Origin of the sequence: Bacteroides oleiciplenus YIT 12058 (genome assembly GCF_000315485.1) — a bacterium.
GTDB lineage: Bacteria > Bacteroidota > Bacteroidia > Bacteroidales > Bacteroidaceae > Bacteroides > Bacteroides oleiciplenus.
On the sequence record NZ_JH992944.1, the window covers coordinates 427,993 to 446,602 of the forward strand.

Sequence of the window (18,610 nt, forward strand, 5' to 3'; positions counted from 1 at the left end):
CCATAGAACTATAAAAACAACGAGCATGAAAAAGATTTGCCTGTGTTGCCTGGCTTTGTTATGCCTGACAAACGTATTTGCACAAGAGACCGTAAACTACAAAGAGAAGAAGTCCTATAAAACTTGGGTGAAAATGGCACCTAAGTTAGACGACGAATTCTTTAAAACTACTGAGGCCATCCGCATTGGCGACAATGTATTGCTTTATCAACAGACCACCGGCGGTTGGCCCAAAAACATCTACATGCCTGCCGAACTGACAGAACAAGAACGTGAAGATGTACTTGCCTCCAAGGATGACGTAAACGAAAGTACAATAGATAACGATGCAACCAGCACGGAAATAGAATACCTCTCCCGCCTGTATCTGGCCACCAATACCGAAAAGTACAAAGATGCCGCTCTGGATGGTATCCGTTATATCCTCAAAGCTCAATATCCCAATGGTGGCTGGCCGCAATTCTGGCCCCGTCCCAAAGGTTATTATACTCATATCACTTACAATGATAATGCAATGGTAAATGTTATGGAGCTACTTCGTCAGATATACGAGAAGAAAGCTCCATACACATATGTACCCGACAGCATCTGCGACCATGCCCGCACCGCTTTCGATAAAGGTGTGGAATGTATCCTCAAAACGCAGGTTATCATAAACGGCAAGCCCACCGTGTGGTGTGCACAGCATGATGAGCATACCCTTGCCCCTGCCAAAGCACGTGCCTACGAACTTCCTTCCCTGAGTGGTGCCGAATCGGACAACATCGTCATCCTGTTAATGTCTCTGCCTAATCCTTCAAAAGAGGTTATCGCATGTATAGAGAACGCAATCGAATGGTTCAAAATATCAAAGATTGAGGGGATGAAGAAAGAGTTCTTCACGAATGATGAAGGTAAAAAAGACTTCCGCATGGTTCCGTGCACGGATTGCCCTCCCTTGTGGGGACGTTTCTATACTTTAGAAGACAACCGTCCTTTCGTTAGCGACCGCGATGGAGTGAAGAAGTTCGATATTTCAGAAATCGGGTATGAGCGCCGCAACGGATACAGTTGGTATAATAGTGACGGGCTGAAGGTGTTCAAGAAATACGAGCAGTGGAAAAAGAAGAATAACAGATTGTAATATAAAAGATTCACTTCATGTATTCCGGACGAATGATTATTCGCCCGGAATATTTTTATCTTACCCCATCACCCATTTCGTCTTCTTCCCGAAGCAACGGTACGCCATTGCCACCAGGAACCAAGACACACCAAATGCCAACACTGCTGCGGCAGGTATCTGCAAATACAATGGAATACCTACTGCTCGCATCAGCACCACTGCCGGCCCCGTGAAGAAGTAGTGTATCATATAAATTCCGAAACCGCAAAGCGTCAAGTTGGACAAGGCTTTTATCACCCGCTCCGAACGAACGTTTACTCTCTTGGCCCACATAAACACCGGAATAGTCATCATCACCACGTTCAGCGAACAGTAGGTGAAGAACAGTTCCAACATCTCATCCGTCAAGTCCGGCAATGCCGTCATGTGGCGGAAACCGAAAAAAGTCACCGCATATCCCACCGCAAACATAGGAACACCTATCAGTACAGACTGACGTCCTGTCCAGTCATGGTTTCTCAGGTAGTGTCCCAAAAGCAGATAGCCATTGAAACCTGCGAAATAGTAAAGCATGCCAAACGAGTTCCATGAGCAAGTACCCCATAAGTATTTCGCCACGAACTCATTATAATAAGGTATGAGCAACGTCACTCCCCATGCCACCAAGAACCAAAGTTTGGCACGTTCCGATGCCTTCTCCACCCAAGCGGAGAATATCGGCAGATAGAGATAAAGCCCTATCAGCAGATAGATGTACCACATGTGCACATCGAGAAGGGAGAAATTGAAAGGCAACTCCGCAACATAGCCCAAGCTAACGGCAAGCGACTGGCGCATCACCTCCTCACCCGAATAGGGGAAGAAGTCGAGAATTACCCTCGGTTCCACTCCCAGCAGTCCTGTAATCCATGGGAAAAGATTATAAATCACCGACCAGATAAGAAATGGAAAGAGCACCCGCGGAATACGTTTCTTATAGAATACAGACGTGTCGCCACGCACCGGAAGCAACAACGCTCCTGTTATCATCACAAAAAGGGGCACACACGGACGCAACACCGCTCCATAGACGGCCCCCCAGAATTTTATATCTGCAATGTCGGGAGCCGTTCCCGGATAGAAGTTGAAAGGGTCTGTGCAGTGGCAACAAACAACGGTAAACATAGCTATCAGTCGCACGACGTCCAGCCAGACAACACGGGAGTCCGCTTTCGGGAAAATGTGAGGAGTAGTCAGTTCCATAATATGAATAAGATTAATCAGATTTTTGAAGCCGTAAAGATAGGAATTAGTATTGGCATGTAATGACATCTTATTGTTTTTCTACGGTCTTCCTACCTAAAATCAAAGGGAAGCCTGCACGATTAATCAGGAGCAGTACACCTTGTCTATTCTCATAGGTATGAGAATAAACAAAGAAAGCTGTCCCGAAGAAGTAATTAACCTCTTGGGGCAGCTTTCAATTAATCTATAGAAAAACGTTTCTTACTTACTACAATTCCACGGTTTCAGTTGCTTGAAGAAGTCGTTGCCCTTATCATCTACCAAGATGAATGCCGGGAAGTCTTCCACTTCAATCTTCCAGATGGCTTCCATGCCGAGTTCGGGATACTCTACGCATTCGATACTCTTGATATTGTTCTGCGCCAGGATAGCGGCAGGACCACCGATAGACCCAAGATAGAAACCGCCGTATTTCTTGCAGGCATCCGTCACCTGTTGACTACGGTTACCCTTGGCAAGCATAACCATGCTGCCGCCATGGCTTTGGAACAGTTCTACATACGAGTCCATGCGTCCCGCAGTAGTGGGGCCCATAGAGCCGCAAGCCATTCCGGTAGGAGTTTTGGCAGGACCGGCATAGTAAATAGGATGGTCTTTGATATATTGCGGCAGGTCTTCACCACGGTCCAGACGTTCTTTCAGTTTGGCATGTGCAATGTCGCGACCTACGATAATCGTACCGTTCAGTGACAGACGGGTAGCTACCGGATACTTAGTCAACTCTTTCAAAATATCTGCCATCGGTTGGTTCAGGTTAATCTTCACTACAGCACCTTCGCCTGCATGACGCATTTCTTCCGGAATCAGTTCGCCCGGATTACTGTCCAGTTTCTCAATCCAGATGCCTTCTTTGTTAATCTTGCACTTGATGTTACGGTCAGCAGAGCAGGAAACACCCAAACCTACCGGACAGGAAGCACCGTGACGGGGCAGACGGATGATGCGTACATCATGAGCGAGGTATTTACCACCAAACTGTGCACCGAGGCCAATCTTATGAGCTTCCGCCAATACTTCCTTCTCAAGTTCCACATCGCGGAATGCACGACCATATTCATTACCTGTAGTGGGCAATTCATCGTAGTAATGCGTGGAAGCCAACTTCACAGTCAACAGGTTCTTCTCGGCAGAAGTACCGCCGATAACGAAAGCGATGTGATAAGGGGGGCAAGCAGCCGTACCCAATGTTTTCATCTTCTCAACGAGGAAAGGAACCAATGTTCCGGGGTTCAGGATGGCTTTTGTTTCTTGATACAGGTAAGTTTTATTAGCCGAGCCACCACCTTTGGTTACGCAGAGAAATTTGTATTCCATGCCTTCGGTGGCTTCAATATCAATTTGTGCGGGAAGGTTACACTTCGTGTTCACCTCGTCGTACATATTGAGCGGAGCATTCTGAGAGTAACGCAGGTTTTCTTCGGTATATGTCTTGTAAACACCCAGTGAAAGGGCTTCTTCATCGCAGTAGCCCGTCCATACCTGTTGTCCCTTTTCGCCATGAACGATAGCCGTACCGGTGTCCTGACAGAAGGGAAGTATCCCCTTTGAAGCTACTTCCGCATTGCGCAGGAAGGTAATCGCTACATATTTATCGTTATCACTTGCTTCGGGGTCGCTCAATATCTTAGCAACTTGCTCATTGTGCGAACGGCGCAACATAAATGACACATCGCGGAAAGCTGTGTTAGCCATTGCCGTAAGACCTTCTTTTTCAATCTTCAGCATCGGTTTTCCTTCAAACTCGCTTACGGACACATAGTCTCTTGTAAGCAGATAATACTCAGTCTTGTCTTCCCCATGCTCAAACATAGGTTGATAGTGGAACGGAGGTGTTGTTGCCATAATTACTCGAATATTAAATTAATGAATTGTAGAGCAAAGGTAAGAACTATTATTGAAATATTTCTTTAATTAGAGTGAAAATGATGCCACCCTTTGCATACGCTCTATCAATTCATCACCCAGCGCCGTCTTATCTTCAATATGTTTCAGCACTGCCATAACAAACGGATTGCTCTCGAAATCTCCACGCACTTGCTCGAAGTCCATTTCTTTCTCCGCACGCGAACCATCAGCACCGAAGCCTGTCATGGAAGCCAGGGAGAATTCTTTTTTGGCATCGTTGTACACCATGCGGTCCAGTCCCACTACAGCTTCTTTCCACTTCTCTACTATGCGGATGATATCTCCTGTAGTTATATTCTCAGGCTTGATTCCGTAGAATTCTTCCAACTTTTCATAAGCCCACGTCCACTCGTAAGTGTAGTAATTCTGGTGCATCTTCTCAAACTCCGCATTGATATACTTCAGGCGGTCTACTTTGCCGCACTCTATGTCATTAATCAACGCATCTATTTCACTTTTCGGAGCTATCAGACCGGAAATGTCCACCCACTCACCGCTACCTATCGGAGTTTCGGGTTTCAAGCGGGCACGTATTTCTTCATTACTCTTGAAGTCTATTCCTTCCAGACGTTTAATGACGGAGTTACCAAGGAATTTATGAATAGCTATCTCATAGAATTGAATACCTTTCACCAAAGCCGAGTTACGTATTTTTGCACTGTGGAAGGAGTAGATATCGGAAAGCTCTCCCGAAGCATGACGCAAGTTCTGCAACGTTTCCCGCCCCTTGAACATCTTCTGAACAGTGTAGGGACTGAGCAGGTTATAATTGATAAAATCCAGTTTATTCGTATCCGTACGCTTGTCACGCTTCGGCCACTTCTGTGCATCACGGATGGTTCCCACACTGCGCAGGTTGACACCCGGCACAAGATAAGTCGTATTGTTCTGCTCTATCAGATAAGAGAAAGGCAGGTTGGATGTATCGGAATGATTAACGTGGCGTCCCATCACCAGTGAGAAAGCACCTACACGGGCGGGCCACAGGATGTAAGAGTCAGAAGTAGTCTTGGCTCCACGCTCCAGCGTTCCCTGATGAATCGGCCCTAACTTATACATATGGTTACTCTGGTTGGAGCCCGAACCGGCATTCATGAATGAGAACATACCGGCAATCAGCAAAGTGGATTTATGGTGTGTCACCGTGAACGGTCCGGCAAAGATGGCACAGGCTTCACCATTCTCTCCCTGACAGTTACTGAAAAAAAGCGATTCGGATGCTGAATAATTGTGTCCCAAGCGACAAGCCTGCCCCACAAAACAGCGGCTCAACATGGCCCCGTCGTCTATATGCGAACCGGAAGAAATGATAAAGTCGTCGCAAATAACTCCGTGACCGATATGCACCGGTGCTTCTTCATTGCTATTGACACTACCATTAAAGAGGCGGCATGTTCCACAAATGCGGCAATAATCTCCGATGCGCACATTCTTGATAGAACCGGTGTTGAGTATCATCACATGATTGCCGATAGTGCCCACCGCAGAAGCATGCTTATTGGAATAAAAATCAGTGATGGCTTTCATCCGACAAATCAATTCCGGACGGTGACGGTAAAGGGCCAGGATATAAGCCTGATGTGCAGAAAGCTTATCATTGATAAGCACTTCACGTCCACCGGTTTCATTCAGCACAGACACCTCTACCCCATTACCGAATTTACTCAATCCATCCACCAGGATGATATCTACATTCTCAATGAATGTATCATGCCCGATTTCATAATTAGCAATATAGTTCTGGATATTCTCTATGCAGCAATTGTCCCCCACAGTGACATTGTGGAGCGTTACATGGCGCAAACCGGAATGTTTCTTAATCCCTCCCGGCAATGTGAATTCTGATTGAAACACACCCAAACGTACACTCCCCGAAAAGCGGGTATGATGCACAAATTCGGTAGCAAAGTTTTCCGCTACCGTTACTTTCCCCCAATCATCCGCCAGACACGACTGGCTTTTCAACCGAAGTACTTCGTCTTCAGTTAAACGTCTATAATTCATGACCAACCAATTTTAGTTATCAGTCATCAGTTATTAGTTGTTTGCCGCTGTTAACCTTCTAGCAAATAACTAATAACTAACAACTTAAATTATTCTTCCTCTTCTTCGTAGGTCTGATAAAGAAAATCGTTGTAAGGGTACTTCTGTACGTGCAACTCTTTCACACGTGCGTAAACCACACTCTTGAGTTCCTCTAAATTGATTTTTTCGCGGGCAGAAATAAAGAGGCAGTTATCCTCCATCTTTGCCATCCACGTCTTCATCAGTTCCTCGAGTGTTAAGTTTTCCTTTGTTCTGGGGGTAAGGTCGTCAGACGCTTTCTCGACATAAGTGTAAGCGTCTATTTTATTAAATACTAATATCATTGGCTTACCGGCTGCACCAATATCCGCCAATGTTTTATTGACTACTTCTATCTGTTCTTCAAAATCCGGATGCGAAATGTCCACAATGTGCAACAGCAAGTCCGCTTCGCGCACCTCATCCAGTGTTGATTTAAAGGAGTCTACCAAATCCGTCGGCAACTTACGAATGAAACCAACCGTATCTGAAAGCAGGAATGGCAGGTTATCGATTATCACCTTGCGCACAGTAGTATCCAACGTTGCAAACAGCTTGTTTTCAGCAAATACTTCGCTCTTGGCAAGCAAGTTCATCAAAGTGGATTTACCCACATTGGTATACCCCACCAATGCCGCACGAATCATACGTCCGCGATTCTTCCGCTGGGTTGACTTCTGTTTATCTATTTCTGCCAGACGTTCTTTCAACAACGACATACGATTCAGGATGATACGGCGGTCCATTTCCAACTGCGTTTCACCCGGACCACGAAGTCCCACGGAACCTTTACCGCCACCGGCGCCGGAACCACCACCTTGGCGTTCCAAGTGAGTCCACAAACGTTGCAGACGAGGGAGCATATACTTGTATTGTGCCAGCTCCACCTGAGTTTTCGCATTGGCAGTCTGTGCCCGCATGGCAAAAATATCGAGAATAAGCGAAGTACGGTCCAATATCTTGATTTTCAACTCCGCTTCAATGTTACGTATCTGTTTCGCAGAAAGCTCATCGTCGAAAATCACCATACCGATTTCGCGTTCAGCTTCCTCCTCGTTCCGGATATATTCTTTAATTTCTTCCAGTTTACCTTTGCCGACATAGGTCACAGAATGTGCCTGGTCCAACTTCTGAGTAAACCGTTTCACTACTTCCGCCCCGGCTGTCTCAGCCAAGAATGCCAGTTCATCGAGGTACTCGTTCGTCTTGCGCTCATCCTGTGTTTTCGTGATGAGACCAACCAATACCGCCGTTTCTGCCTGTACTTCGGAGATTACAAATTCTTTCATTTACTATACCTTATTTATATATACTATTAGCGGCGGCAAATATAATTATTTTTGCAGAAATCCTTCAGAAATCTTTTCATTTAATTCAGAAACGATCTCCTTATAATCAGCCCGTCTGCCGCACGCATGTATTTCTAATAACGGATATTTATCGGCAATGTTCGCCAATAAATCTTCCATTGAGGGAGCAACGGGAAGTTTGCTATACTCTTCATAAGTATAGGTGAGAAAAGCCACATTAGGGCCTATTCCTCTATTATCCAACCAGTAGCCTTGTACTAAAGGAGTAGGCAGACAGAGTTCTTTTCCTCTAAACAAATCCTTCGGGTGAGGATAAGAGACAATCCGGCTGCGTCCCCCATCCATTATCACAGGAACCAGATTGGAATAATCCGCTTTCATTTTATAAATGTAGACCACAGGAGAGGTGGAGGCAGGAGAGCCTCCCATTATCAAATCCTTCCGGGTATCTTGCTGGTTCATGGATATTTCTTCTGTCTTCACATTCTCTTTCTTTGATTGTTTTTTGCTTGTACCGCATGCTGACACTCCCAGCAATAAGCATAAGATTAAAACAGAAACAACTAATTTATATTTTATCATAGTGCACCTTCATTCTACGAATTACTTTAACTTGAGAAGCAAATATACGTAAATAATAACAAATAGGGCACAATTAGCCCAAAATATCTGTAAAAGAAAAGGGAAAAGGCTATTCAACATACCCTTTCCCCATCTTTCAAAGCAATTATTGTGCAATCTTATTTCTTTATAAATTTGCTCCGATATATTTTTCCATCAACGGATTGTAAAATAACAATATAATATCCGGCTGTTAATCTTCCTACTGAAACAGAATACTCATTGCCTGTAGTATCACTCAATACCTGCTGCAAGACTTTCTGACCGGAAACGTTATAGATGCTGATATTACTTGCCGCAACAGAAGTGTGAACACGAAGTACATCTTCTACGGGTTGCCCATAAATAACAACAACGTCTTTATCAACGACTTCATCCTCAATACCAGTGATTGAACTTACGGTAAAGCTTAACACAGCCAATGGCTTGTCACCATTATACTGACCATTCGCCTCAGGTTTATATAGATTTACAGTATATTTTCCTTCTCCTATCATCGGATCTATTTCCATCATAAAGTTCAGCGATTTGCCTTCCTCTACAAACACTTCAGCATAATGTAAATTGGTTGTGCTATTTTCTCCTACCTTAAAAATAGCTGCCATCAACTTTTCATCATATACATTGCCGATACCACTCAATGATAAATCAGCTGACAGTTTCAATGTTTCTCCTTCTTTCAATTGATTATTCTCCAGACGGATATTCTTCGCAACCAAAGTTGGTGAGCCTGTTGCTTTATTTACAGTAACAGTATTTGCCGCATCAGTCATGAACCACCAATAATCTCCCCACTGGATAGCCGGGCATATATAGTAATCACCAGCTGATAAATCTAAAGCCTGCGAATAGGTTTGCAAATCACCGGAAAGCAACAGTTCTTTATCTACCGTGCCCGGAGGCAACAATACTTGGTCTTCACCAACAAGAGCAAGCGCATTTTGCGCTTCATCCTTAGTAATGAACACAACAGCCATCTGTCCATACAGTTCTGTCGTCGTACTCTGATTGGTCAACAGCACACGGAAATCTCCTCTGCGACCACCATACAAATTATGCAATGACTCCACACTTCCGATGATTTCATCTCTTTTCAGACTTCCGGAGAACGGAGTCAATACACACTTTTCACCAGTCACTACAAGTGTAAACTGAGTTTCGTTGCCTACAATACCACGTACTCGACTCCATCGGGTTTCCCGTTCATCTTTAGTCGCCATGTAAAGTGCATATGTGCCATCTGCCAAGCTCTTCGGAATGGTTACGTCGGAAAGCGTCATACTGTTTGTCCCATAATTACTCTTCACATCTCCGATAGCAGTTTTGCCCAAACTCAACTGTTCACCTCCTTTTTCTGCAATGAGTGCCAATTGCCCATTCTTGAGCATCGAAGTCATATTAAACATTTTAGTAATGGTAATCGCAAATTTTTCTTCCTTGGTCACTTCCAGCTTGCTCGCCTCAAGCTTTGACAAATAGAAACGTGAGACATAAGTCATGGATTCCGAAGAGGGCTGCATTCCGGTAATCATACCTTGCCCAAAAACGAATCCGCCTCCCAAATTAGTTCCACCGCCAATACCCGGTGAAGAAGGATTCAAGGAAGTTACTTCAAAATAACCATTATTAGCTCCTCCCCAACCCCAGTTGACATGCACCATATCCTGAGCATCGTAACCATCAAACACAAATTCGTGCCCCACGTCGATTGAAGCTCCATTATAAAGTACCGGACGCCCTTCACTTAATTCTTTTTTTATCATATCCATCCACTCGGTGGAAGTGAAATATTCACGAGATACATAGCCCAGATTCTCATTATATCCAAAGTAATCAATCAAGGCCTGAGCCACCGCTCTGGAAGAAGCTCCCGAACCGTTAGGGGAATAGACCATTTCTACAGCTACTCCACAAGCATACATCAATTCAGCCACAGCATCGGCTTCTTCGGCTGTATATGCACCGCTAACGTACTGGGGCAACATCTTATCCCAGCGAAAAGTGGTATTCCCATAATTAAACGAACACGTCTGACCATCTTTAAGCTTATAAGAGTGTGCACCCTTACCTTTTACCGGATATTCATAATACTTCATAATCATTGCCATAGCCGTAGCAACACAACCAGTCACACTGCGTTCTGTATCCACAATCGGACAAGCATTTTTATAAGGGGTATCCTGGTCCCAGTTAATGTCACTCATCATCGGATCTACTGTTTCCGGAAAAGTAGCACGAGTCAGAAGCTGAGGTTCAATCACCTCCTGCTTTCCATTGACCAACTCCATATACGCAGCATTATAATTTTCCAACCATCCCCGAAGATTGGATGGAAGATTTTCAGTAACAAAACCTCCATTGTCCGAATAACCAAGTACAGATTTCATACGGTCGTCACCAGATACTATGACATAAGCAGATTGTGCATTATTGTAGACATAGAAAGCAACTCCCTCCGCACCACGGGTAGATGCGGATTTCAGTAAATCGCCGGAAACGGCAACCAATTGGACATCTGCAACATTACGAGTTACAACACCGGACGACTGCATAAAGAAGGTGCGAGCTATAGAAAGAGCTTCTTCCGGAGAACGTTGAGCAGTCCATGCCCTTAAACTACATAAAAGCACTAATAATAAGAGTAGTAATTTCTTCATAGGCATAATTTATTAGAGTAATTAAAAAGGAAGTTGCAAAATTACAGTAATTTATTAGCCTACAAAGATTTTCCACTGCTATTTTGCAAATCAATATAAAACGAAGGTGAGTTTAAAGTATCATAAAGCAATTGGCAGACAAAGTTCAAACCTTATCTGCCAATTTTATTTTAAAGTAAAAATATCAGAGCTGCTCTTAATAAATTTACTCCGAATACCTGAAAAAAGTCTTTAATGTGAATTATATAGAACCTTTAAAACATTCTTTCCCTGTCTTATAATATAGAGACCATTCTGTGACAATGCTACGGTACCTTTTCCTCCCTTTATACTTGTTATTTTAACTCCATAGCCGGTATATATATCAATCACCTCATCAAGATTTTCACTGGTGATATCCAGTCCAGTAGCTGTAGTAACAACCTTTAAAGGTTGAATGGATTCAGCTTGTTCAATACCAGTTTCTACGTCTTTAATTGTGAAGACAAGTCTCAGCTCATTGCCGGTGAACTGCTTCCATGTATCGTCTTTCCGATAACTGCCTATCGCATAATACTCTCCTACAGGTAATCCGGGATTTCCGGAGATGGTGATAGTGCTGGAGGCACTACCTGGTATTACGGTATAATCACTTATGCGCGTATAGGGAAGCAGTGCTCCATTTTTGCGTATATAAACAGCAAAGTCGTCTTCATACTTCATTCCTTTATTCTCTACTTGCAGTGTAAAAGTCATCTCTTTTCCTTCCACAGCTTCGCCAACCAGCACAGCTGGAGCAAGTTGGGATAATTCGAACTTACTTCCCGGATTGCTAAGTGAAATACTATTGGCAGTGACTTCTACATTATAATAAGTACTCATATCTTCCAGTCCACGTAGCATACTCGGCTTTTTCTCACCCTCTTTTTGTGAGGCAAAATGAAGTTGATAGCTACCATTGGGTACTGAAGCAGGGATTGTTCCACTTAATGTAATGCTGTTCCATCCACTTCCGATGTTTATACCCGAAAAAGCGCTAGGGTTTGTAAGAAACGTAACAAACTCATCTCCCTGATATAAAGCTAAACCAATAACACCAGTCATAGGCGTAGCAGTGTTCCAGATTTTAGTAAATCTTACACCAACACTTTCATCTCTTGCATATTGGCTCTTTGTAGCTTCCATACTTCCCTCCAATGTGAAACCACTAATTATTTCTCCGGTTGTTTCCGGCTGTACAAGTAACATGATATATTGCATGGCATTATAAGCTCCGCTTCCGCTTCCTGTACCACCAGCTCCCGGCTCCAGAGCACTCAACGAATAATATCCGTTGGCATATCCACTCCAGCCCCAATTGAAATGGTACATGTCTTTCTCATCGCATCCATCCAGTACGAACGCATGTCCGCCTCCGGAACTTTGTCCACTATATAGAATAGGACGTCCGGCCATTAATTCCTTTTGAATCATATTCTTCCAGCGCCCTTCGCTATTATAATCACGACCTTCAAAATACATATTAGGATTATATCCGAATTGTTTCGTCAAAGCATTATATTGTTTGAATATACCTGCTCCACTGCCGCCGGCAGCATTCAGATTATAATCCATATCCATAGCAACACCACAATGAAGCATTAATTCGGCTACTGCTTTCTTTTGTTCCTCTGTTGCCGTACTTGTATATTGAGGTAGCATCAATTCCCACTTATAATTAGCCTCCTCATAGTTTACGGAAAGTGTTTTTTTTAGGGTTGCAGTTGTATAACTGTAACTCCCTATTCCCTGTTTGGGGTATTCATAATATTTCATCACCATTGCCAATGCTGTGGCAGCACAGCCGGTAACAGTTTTTTCTCCCCTTTCTTCCGGACAATCCAGATTATACGGGTCTCCCTGATCCCATTCTATTTTATCTAAAAGCGGAGCAATAACCGGAGGTATTGCTCTCGTCGCCGAACTTTGAATCTCGACCGGATTTTCCACGGAACCATCATTTTCATTCATTCGTTCCATCTCAGCTGCATAAAATTCCAGCCAATACTTAGTGTTAGGAGGCAAATGGTCGTAATTCAAGCTTCCTCTATCAGAATATGCTAATACTTCACGCGCACAATCATCACCCGAGATGATGACAAATCCATTATCATTCCCTGTATTAACAATATAATAAGCCGGATAAGCCATAGTACGGGTCTGTATGCTTTCTCCGTTTATCAGTTTCAGCCCTTTTACATCAATGTGCTTCATGGCTACATGAGAACGCACAAATGTACGAGCAATTTCTAATGCTTGTTGCGGGGTGCGTGGAGCCGCAAAAAGCCATCCTGAGCAGATCAGGAAAACAAAAACAAGGGTGACAATAGCTTTTTTCATATTTCAATCATATTAATGATGAAAAGGCTATGCCGTAAAAATAGCATAGCCTTTTCTATACATAAAGTCAATTATTCAAAGAACAATTTAATTTTTCTTCATAGAGCATTCTGCATATACAGCCCAATAGCCTGCATATACTCCGTCCCTAAATACACCTACACCAACAATACCATTCGGATTAAATACGATTTCATCGAATGTCTCATTCCAGGTTGCATCTAAAGATTTTATAAGTCCGCCACTCATACTCATCGGGCATACTCTTACTTCACCTGTAAAACCAAAATTGAGTGTATTGTAAGTTTCACCTTCTATCAACGACAATGTTCCGGCCGTCTTGTTATATTTTACAATCCAAGGGATAGATGCTTTGTATCCTTGCGGATCTGTAAAGCCTTCGAAGATAAACCTCTTTTCCAGATTAGCTTCATCTCCACCATCCGAAACTACAACCGTGAAACTAACAGCAGCACCACTTGCAGCATTAACAGCATTAAATGTCCAGGTACCCATTAGCTTATCGTAAGGTTCTATTTGTTCCTGAATATTTATCTTACAAGAACTTGTTCCAATAGAAGCTCCTTTAGCTCCTGTTATTTCTACTTTAAATGAGCGGTCAAAGTTATCTTCCTTCGTTACAACATCAAGGTAGATTTCTACATTAGCAGTTTCCACACCTGCTGGTATTCTGATTTGTCCAGAGGTAAGAATTACCGTCTTATCATTTTCCATAACTACCCCGGTAACATCTTTCACTGTTACAGTAGCTTCAATAAGACCATTATGATCTCCTGACACCTGAATAGGTACTTGAATACTTCTAACATTCTCCTTCACGTCCATTTCGCCTTGGGCGAATCCGATAGTGGCGCTGCCGGAGTTTATAGCATCATCGTCATCACTACAAGCTACCATCGATAGAGGCAGTAAGAACGCCACCAATATTTTCAAATATTTCATAAACTTATTCTTTTTAAATTAATAACCGGGATTCTGTTGTCCTGCCAATTGCGGATTTGTTTCCATTTCAGCAGATGGAATAGGCCATACGAAGCGATAGTCTCCTGCCGGATATGCAAGTTCTTTTCCATTCGGAACAAGAATATTATTGATGTCCGGATTCTCAGGATGATCAGGATTACGCTGGAAGCCGATACCCCAACGGCGCAAGTCACTCATACGGAAACCTTCACCAACCAACTCTTTCAAACGTTCACTGCGTATTTGTTGAACCAAAATCTGATCAGCATAATTAATCTCTTCATAATCAGCGATACGCTTGCTACGTAATTCATTAAGATATTTGTTTGCCAAAGTCGGATTTGTAGTAGCAGCTGCTTCAGCAGCAATCAGGTAAATTTCACCCATACGGAACATTTTAGGCATATTCACATAATTAGGTGTAGCAGACGTTTTCAAGGCTTCATTACCCGGGAATTTCTTGAATACATAAGCCGGAACATCATTACCATCTACCGCCAGTTTCCACACCGTGAAGAAAGCATCAAAGCGAACATCTTCTTCGTCATACATATTTAAGATGTCATAGGTAGGAATATAGTCTGCACCATCCAATTTAGTGCTCAAATAAGCGCCACCAAGTGAAGATCCTAATTCAGTGGAACTCATAAACGGGCGGAAAATAGCTTCAGTGCCTTCGTCTTTTGTCCACATAGTCTCATAAGCACTTATTTCTGCCAATTTATAGATTTGAGACTTGATAATCTCCTCAGCTTTTGACAGAGCAGTTGCATTGTCACCTTTCAGCAAAGCAATGCGTGCTTGCAGCGCTAATACTGCATAAGAAGATAAATAGGCGGCGTTGGGAGCAACAAATTCATTATCGCTCTTTTCATATTCAAGCAGTGCATTATAAGCATCAGTCAAATCATCGCTTATCAGTTTATACGTCTCATCTTGCGTGCTACGTCCAGGATATTTGCTACTGTCACCGGTCGGATTGTAAACAGTCACCAAAGGTAATCCTCTACCCGGAGATTGTGCAATACTTGCCGAATAAGTTGAGCAATAATGATCAGCCAGCCAGTAATAGCAATATGCTCTCACAAACTTAGCTTCACCATCATAACGAGCTAATTCTGCATGCTCTTCAGCAGTGTATTCATTATTTGTCAGCATTTCATCCATTTTGTTAATAATGAAGTTAGCTGAGTTAATCATCGAATATATATTTCCCCATATAGTGGCGATATCTCTCGTTGACGAATTAATATTTCCATTAGAGAATTCACCAATACGGTTTCCGTTAGTGGTGACTCCTTGGAATATATCCATCTGAATTTCCGGATAATTAACATACCCGCCGGTAGTGAGGCTTCTCATACTCGCATAGAGCCCATTGCGGAAACGACGGCAGTCATTCAGATTCTGGATGGCAGTATCATTGTCAAGACTGCCATAAGGTTTCTTGTCCATATCGCAGGAAGTAACCAATGCGCCCACCATTAATAGTGCAAATAATATTTTTTTCATAATCATCTTTTTCTTAATTAAAATGTTAATTCAACACCAAATACGAATTGTCTTGTATTAGGATATCCGAACTTAATCAAGTTGATATCAGGTTCAGGGTCATAACCGGTAAAGTTAGTAAGTGTCCATAAGTTACGGCCGGTGAAGAAGATGTTAAAGCGTTCGATTATATTAGTACGTTTCAATAACGACTTCGGCAATTCATACTGAACGGTTACGTTCTTCAAACGGAGGAATGAAGCGTTCTCAACCAAGTGGTCGTCCATTTGAATAGCTTCTGTAGAAGCAGGAATATCTGTGATCTGTCCCGGTGTGGTCCAAATATTCAACATATTTGTAGTCTGATTCTTAGCGAGCCCTTGTTCTGCATTCTCTATGAAGTATTTGTCATTACTCATCAAGTACTTCTTACCTGCCCAAGTAAAGTCAGCACCCACAGAAATACCTTTCCAAGTGAATTCTGTACCAAAACCTCCACTTAGCGGAGCATATCTATCCTTACCAATCAAAACTGCGTCTCTCTCCTGGTTAAATACTTTAGTCAGATTGCCATCTTTATCATACCATATTTGTTTTCCATCACGTGGGTCAACACCAGCTCTGCGCACAAAATACAATTCACCAACAGAATGACCGACTTTATATTGCAAGCCATAGTCGGGCAAGCTATATTCATCACGTCCATTAAATAACTCTGTAATCTCATTCTTATTATAGTTAAAGTTAGCTCTGAATCCCCAATAGAAATTACTGTTTTGAATAATATCCACCTTGAAATCCAAATCAACTCCCTTGTTAACCATAGCACCTATATTTCCAGCACCAGAGCTAAAACCAGTAGTATAAGAATAAGGTATATCCATTAATAAGTCAGTTGTCTTCTTCTGATAGAAATCCACATTGGCAGTCAAGCGATCGAATATACGGAAAGACAAACCAACATTAACGCCTGCAACTTTCTCCCAAGTCAAGTCTGTGTTACTGGCCTGCGAAATTCCCAAAGAACCTTCATTATTGTAAGGACTTCCAGAACCAATTAAACCGAAGTAAGCATAATTACCAATACCAGAGTTACCGGTGGTACCATAACTTGCCTTTATTGAGAGTTCATTCAACCAGTCAATATTATCCATGAAACTCTCCTTCTTCATATCCCACATAGCACCAATTGACCAGAAATTAGCCCAACGGCTATCCTTGGGGAATTTTGAACTTCCATCACGTCTGTAGGTTACATCCAAATAGTATTTAGAAGCATAGTTGTAGCTACCAGTGAAGAACATGGAATTGAATACTGTTTCTACTTGTGTATGCGTCAAGTCGTCTTTAGGTGAAACAGGAGTCGGAGCTTGTGTCAATTTCATCTGGCGAGCATCCGTATGACCTTCGGTAAATACTCCAAAACTTCTGGATTTAGAAATGATAGATTCTTGTCCGGCCAAAACACTTATGTTGTGGTCATCGACATTAAATTTATATTCAGCTGTATTCGTATATGTAAATGCATAATATCTGGTAAAGCTTTCCTGACGGTAACCATCGCGTGCTGCAACATTAGTTCCCATCGGCGTCTTGAATGCTTCATACGGAAGCCCGATATTAGACAAAGTAGAATCATATGCATCGAGAGATTGCTGTGCTCTTATGGTCAACCCTTTAATCGGAGTAAGCTCCTGATAAAGGTTGATGTTGGCAGTTACAATTCTTCTTTGCACATCACGGTTATCATTAACAAAGTCGGGTGTAGTCAATCCACTGTAAAGCAAATGAGAAGCTCTGTCACCCCATTGAATGTTTCCGTTATCGTCGAATGTATAAAAACGAGGAGAATCATAAGGTAATGCAAATCTGGCGAAGACAGATGGACTACTTGTATAAATGTTCGTAGATTCTGTTTCATTATTAGTTTCATACTGGCTATAGCCCAAGTTTGATTGCAAACCTACTTTTAACCATTCTTTTACGCGTGTATCGAAGTTAAAACGAAGTGCTTCACGACGAAGACCTGACTGTGCAATGATACCTTCTTGTTCGTGGTGATTCAAAGACAGATAGTAAGACATGTTGTTACCACCACCATTGATAGCAGCATCTAATGTATAAGTCGGTGCATGGCTATCAAAAACTTCATCACGCCAATTGGTGCTTATACCATATTTATCCACTCTATCTTTAATAGTTTGTGGAACAGGACTCCCTATCAATTCTCGGAATTGGATGTACTGTGAAGAGTTCATCATATCTACGTTATCCTGAACCATACTGGAAAAACCATATTGGGCACGCAAAGTAACACTAGCTTTTTGATCGAACTTACCTTTCTTACTGGTAATTACAATAACACCATTCGCTGCACGCGAACCATAAATAGCTGTAGAAGATGCATCTTTCAAAACTGTGATGTTCTCTATATCGCCAGGATTCAATGAATTGAAAACAGATGATGAGATTGGAGCACCGTCCAAAATGAACAGCGGAGTATTACCTGCATTAATTGAGTTCACACCACGTAGACGAATTGTAGCCGACTTAGAGGGGTCGCCTGAACTGGACAGTACAGACAGACCGGAAACCTGACCGGCCAAAGCATCTGTGAAGTTAACAGTAGGGTTCTTCTCCAGTTTCTTTCCACCAACTGAAGCAACCGAACCTACTACAGAACCTAATTTCTTTCCAGTTCCGTATCCTACAATAATAACCTCATCAAGCAACTCTGTATCAGGCTTCAATGTGACTTTTACATGAGAAGCAATTGTCACTTCTTGTGTCTGCATACCAATATACGAAATCAGCAAAGTCTTCGCAGAACT

At 42.6% G+C, this 18,610-nt stretch carries 11 protein-coding genes; 1 reads left to right on the forward strand and 10 read right to left on the reverse strand.

Annotation, left to right across the window (positions count from 1 at the left end; all coding sequences use genetic code 11):
* Positions 1–25: 25 nt before the first annotated feature.
* A complete protein-coding gene (pelA, locus tag HMPREF9447_RS21395) occupies positions 26–1,123 on the forward strand; it encodes a pectate lyase (RefSeq protein WP_009131879.1) in 1,098 nt (365 codons plus the stop codon).
* Between the two features lie 60 nt (positions 1,124–1,183).
* Here pelA and HMPREF9447_RS21400 read toward each other — a convergent pair whose 3' ends face one another.
* From HMPREF9447_RS21400 to HMPREF9447_RS21445, 10 genes are all read right to left on the reverse strand, one after another.
* A complete protein-coding gene (locus HMPREF9447_RS21400) occupies positions 1,184–2,347 on the reverse strand; it encodes an acyltransferase (RefSeq protein ID WP_044138569.1) in 1,164 nt (387 codons plus the stop codon).
* A gap of 243 nt (positions 2,348–2,590) precedes the next feature.
* Positions 2,591–4,231 carry a fumarate hydratase gene (locus HMPREF9447_RS21405; RefSeq protein WP_009131881.1) on the reverse strand — a complete coding sequence of 547 codons (1,641 nt, stop codon included), beginning with the start codon at positions 4,229–4,231 and terminating at the stop codon, positions 2,591–2,593.
* A 69-nt stretch (positions 4,232–4,300) separates the two neighbouring features.
* Complete coding sequence (locus HMPREF9447_RS21410) at positions 4,301–6,298, reverse strand: DUF4954 family protein (RefSeq protein WP_009131882.1); 1,998 nt, start codon at positions 6,296–6,298, stop codon at positions 4,301–4,303.
* A gap of 89 nt (positions 6,299–6,387) precedes the next feature.
* On the reverse strand, positions 6,388–7,647 hold the full coding sequence (gene hflX / locus HMPREF9447_RS21415) for a GTPase HflX (RefSeq protein ID WP_009131883.1): 1,260 nt from the start codon (positions 7,645–7,647) through the stop codon (positions 6,388–6,390).
* A 45-nt stretch (positions 7,648–7,692) separates the two neighbouring features.
* Positions 7,693–8,250, reverse strand: a complete 558-nt coding sequence (locus tag HMPREF9447_RS21420; protein ID WP_009131884.1) for a hypothetical protein — start codon at positions 8,248–8,250, stop codon at positions 7,693–7,695.
* Between the two features lie 158 nt (positions 8,251–8,408).
* A complete protein-coding gene (locus HMPREF9447_RS21425; RefSeq protein ID WP_009131885.1) occupies positions 8,409–10,946 on the reverse strand; it encodes a thiol protease/hemagglutinin PrtT in 2,538 nt (845 codons plus the stop codon).
* Between the two features lie 231 nt (positions 10,947–11,177).
* The gene (locus tag HMPREF9447_RS27475; RefSeq protein ID WP_009131886.1) at positions 11,178–13,304 is read right to left on the reverse strand and encodes a C10 family peptidase; all 2,127 of its coding nucleotides are present in this window, start codon (positions 13,302–13,304) and stop codon (positions 11,178–11,180) included.
* Positions 13,305–13,391: 87 nt separating this feature from the next.
* The gene (locus tag HMPREF9447_RS21435; protein ID WP_009131887.1) at positions 13,392–14,267 is read right to left on the reverse strand and encodes a hypothetical protein; all 876 of its coding nucleotides are present in this window, start codon (positions 14,265–14,267) and stop codon (positions 13,392–13,394) included.
* Positions 14,268–14,285: 18 nt separating this feature from the next.
* The gene (locus tag HMPREF9447_RS21440) at positions 14,286–15,800 is read right to left on the reverse strand and encodes a RagB/SusD family nutrient uptake outer membrane protein (protein ID WP_148374865.1); all 1,515 of its coding nucleotides are present in this window, start codon (positions 15,798–15,800) and stop codon (positions 14,286–14,288) included.
* Positions 15,801–15,817: 17 nt separating this feature from the next.
* Positions 15,818–18,610, reverse strand: a 2,793-nt coding sequence (locus HMPREF9447_RS21445; protein ID WP_009131889.1) for a SusC/RagA family TonB-linked outer membrane protein, incomplete at its 5' end; no start/stop codon positions are given.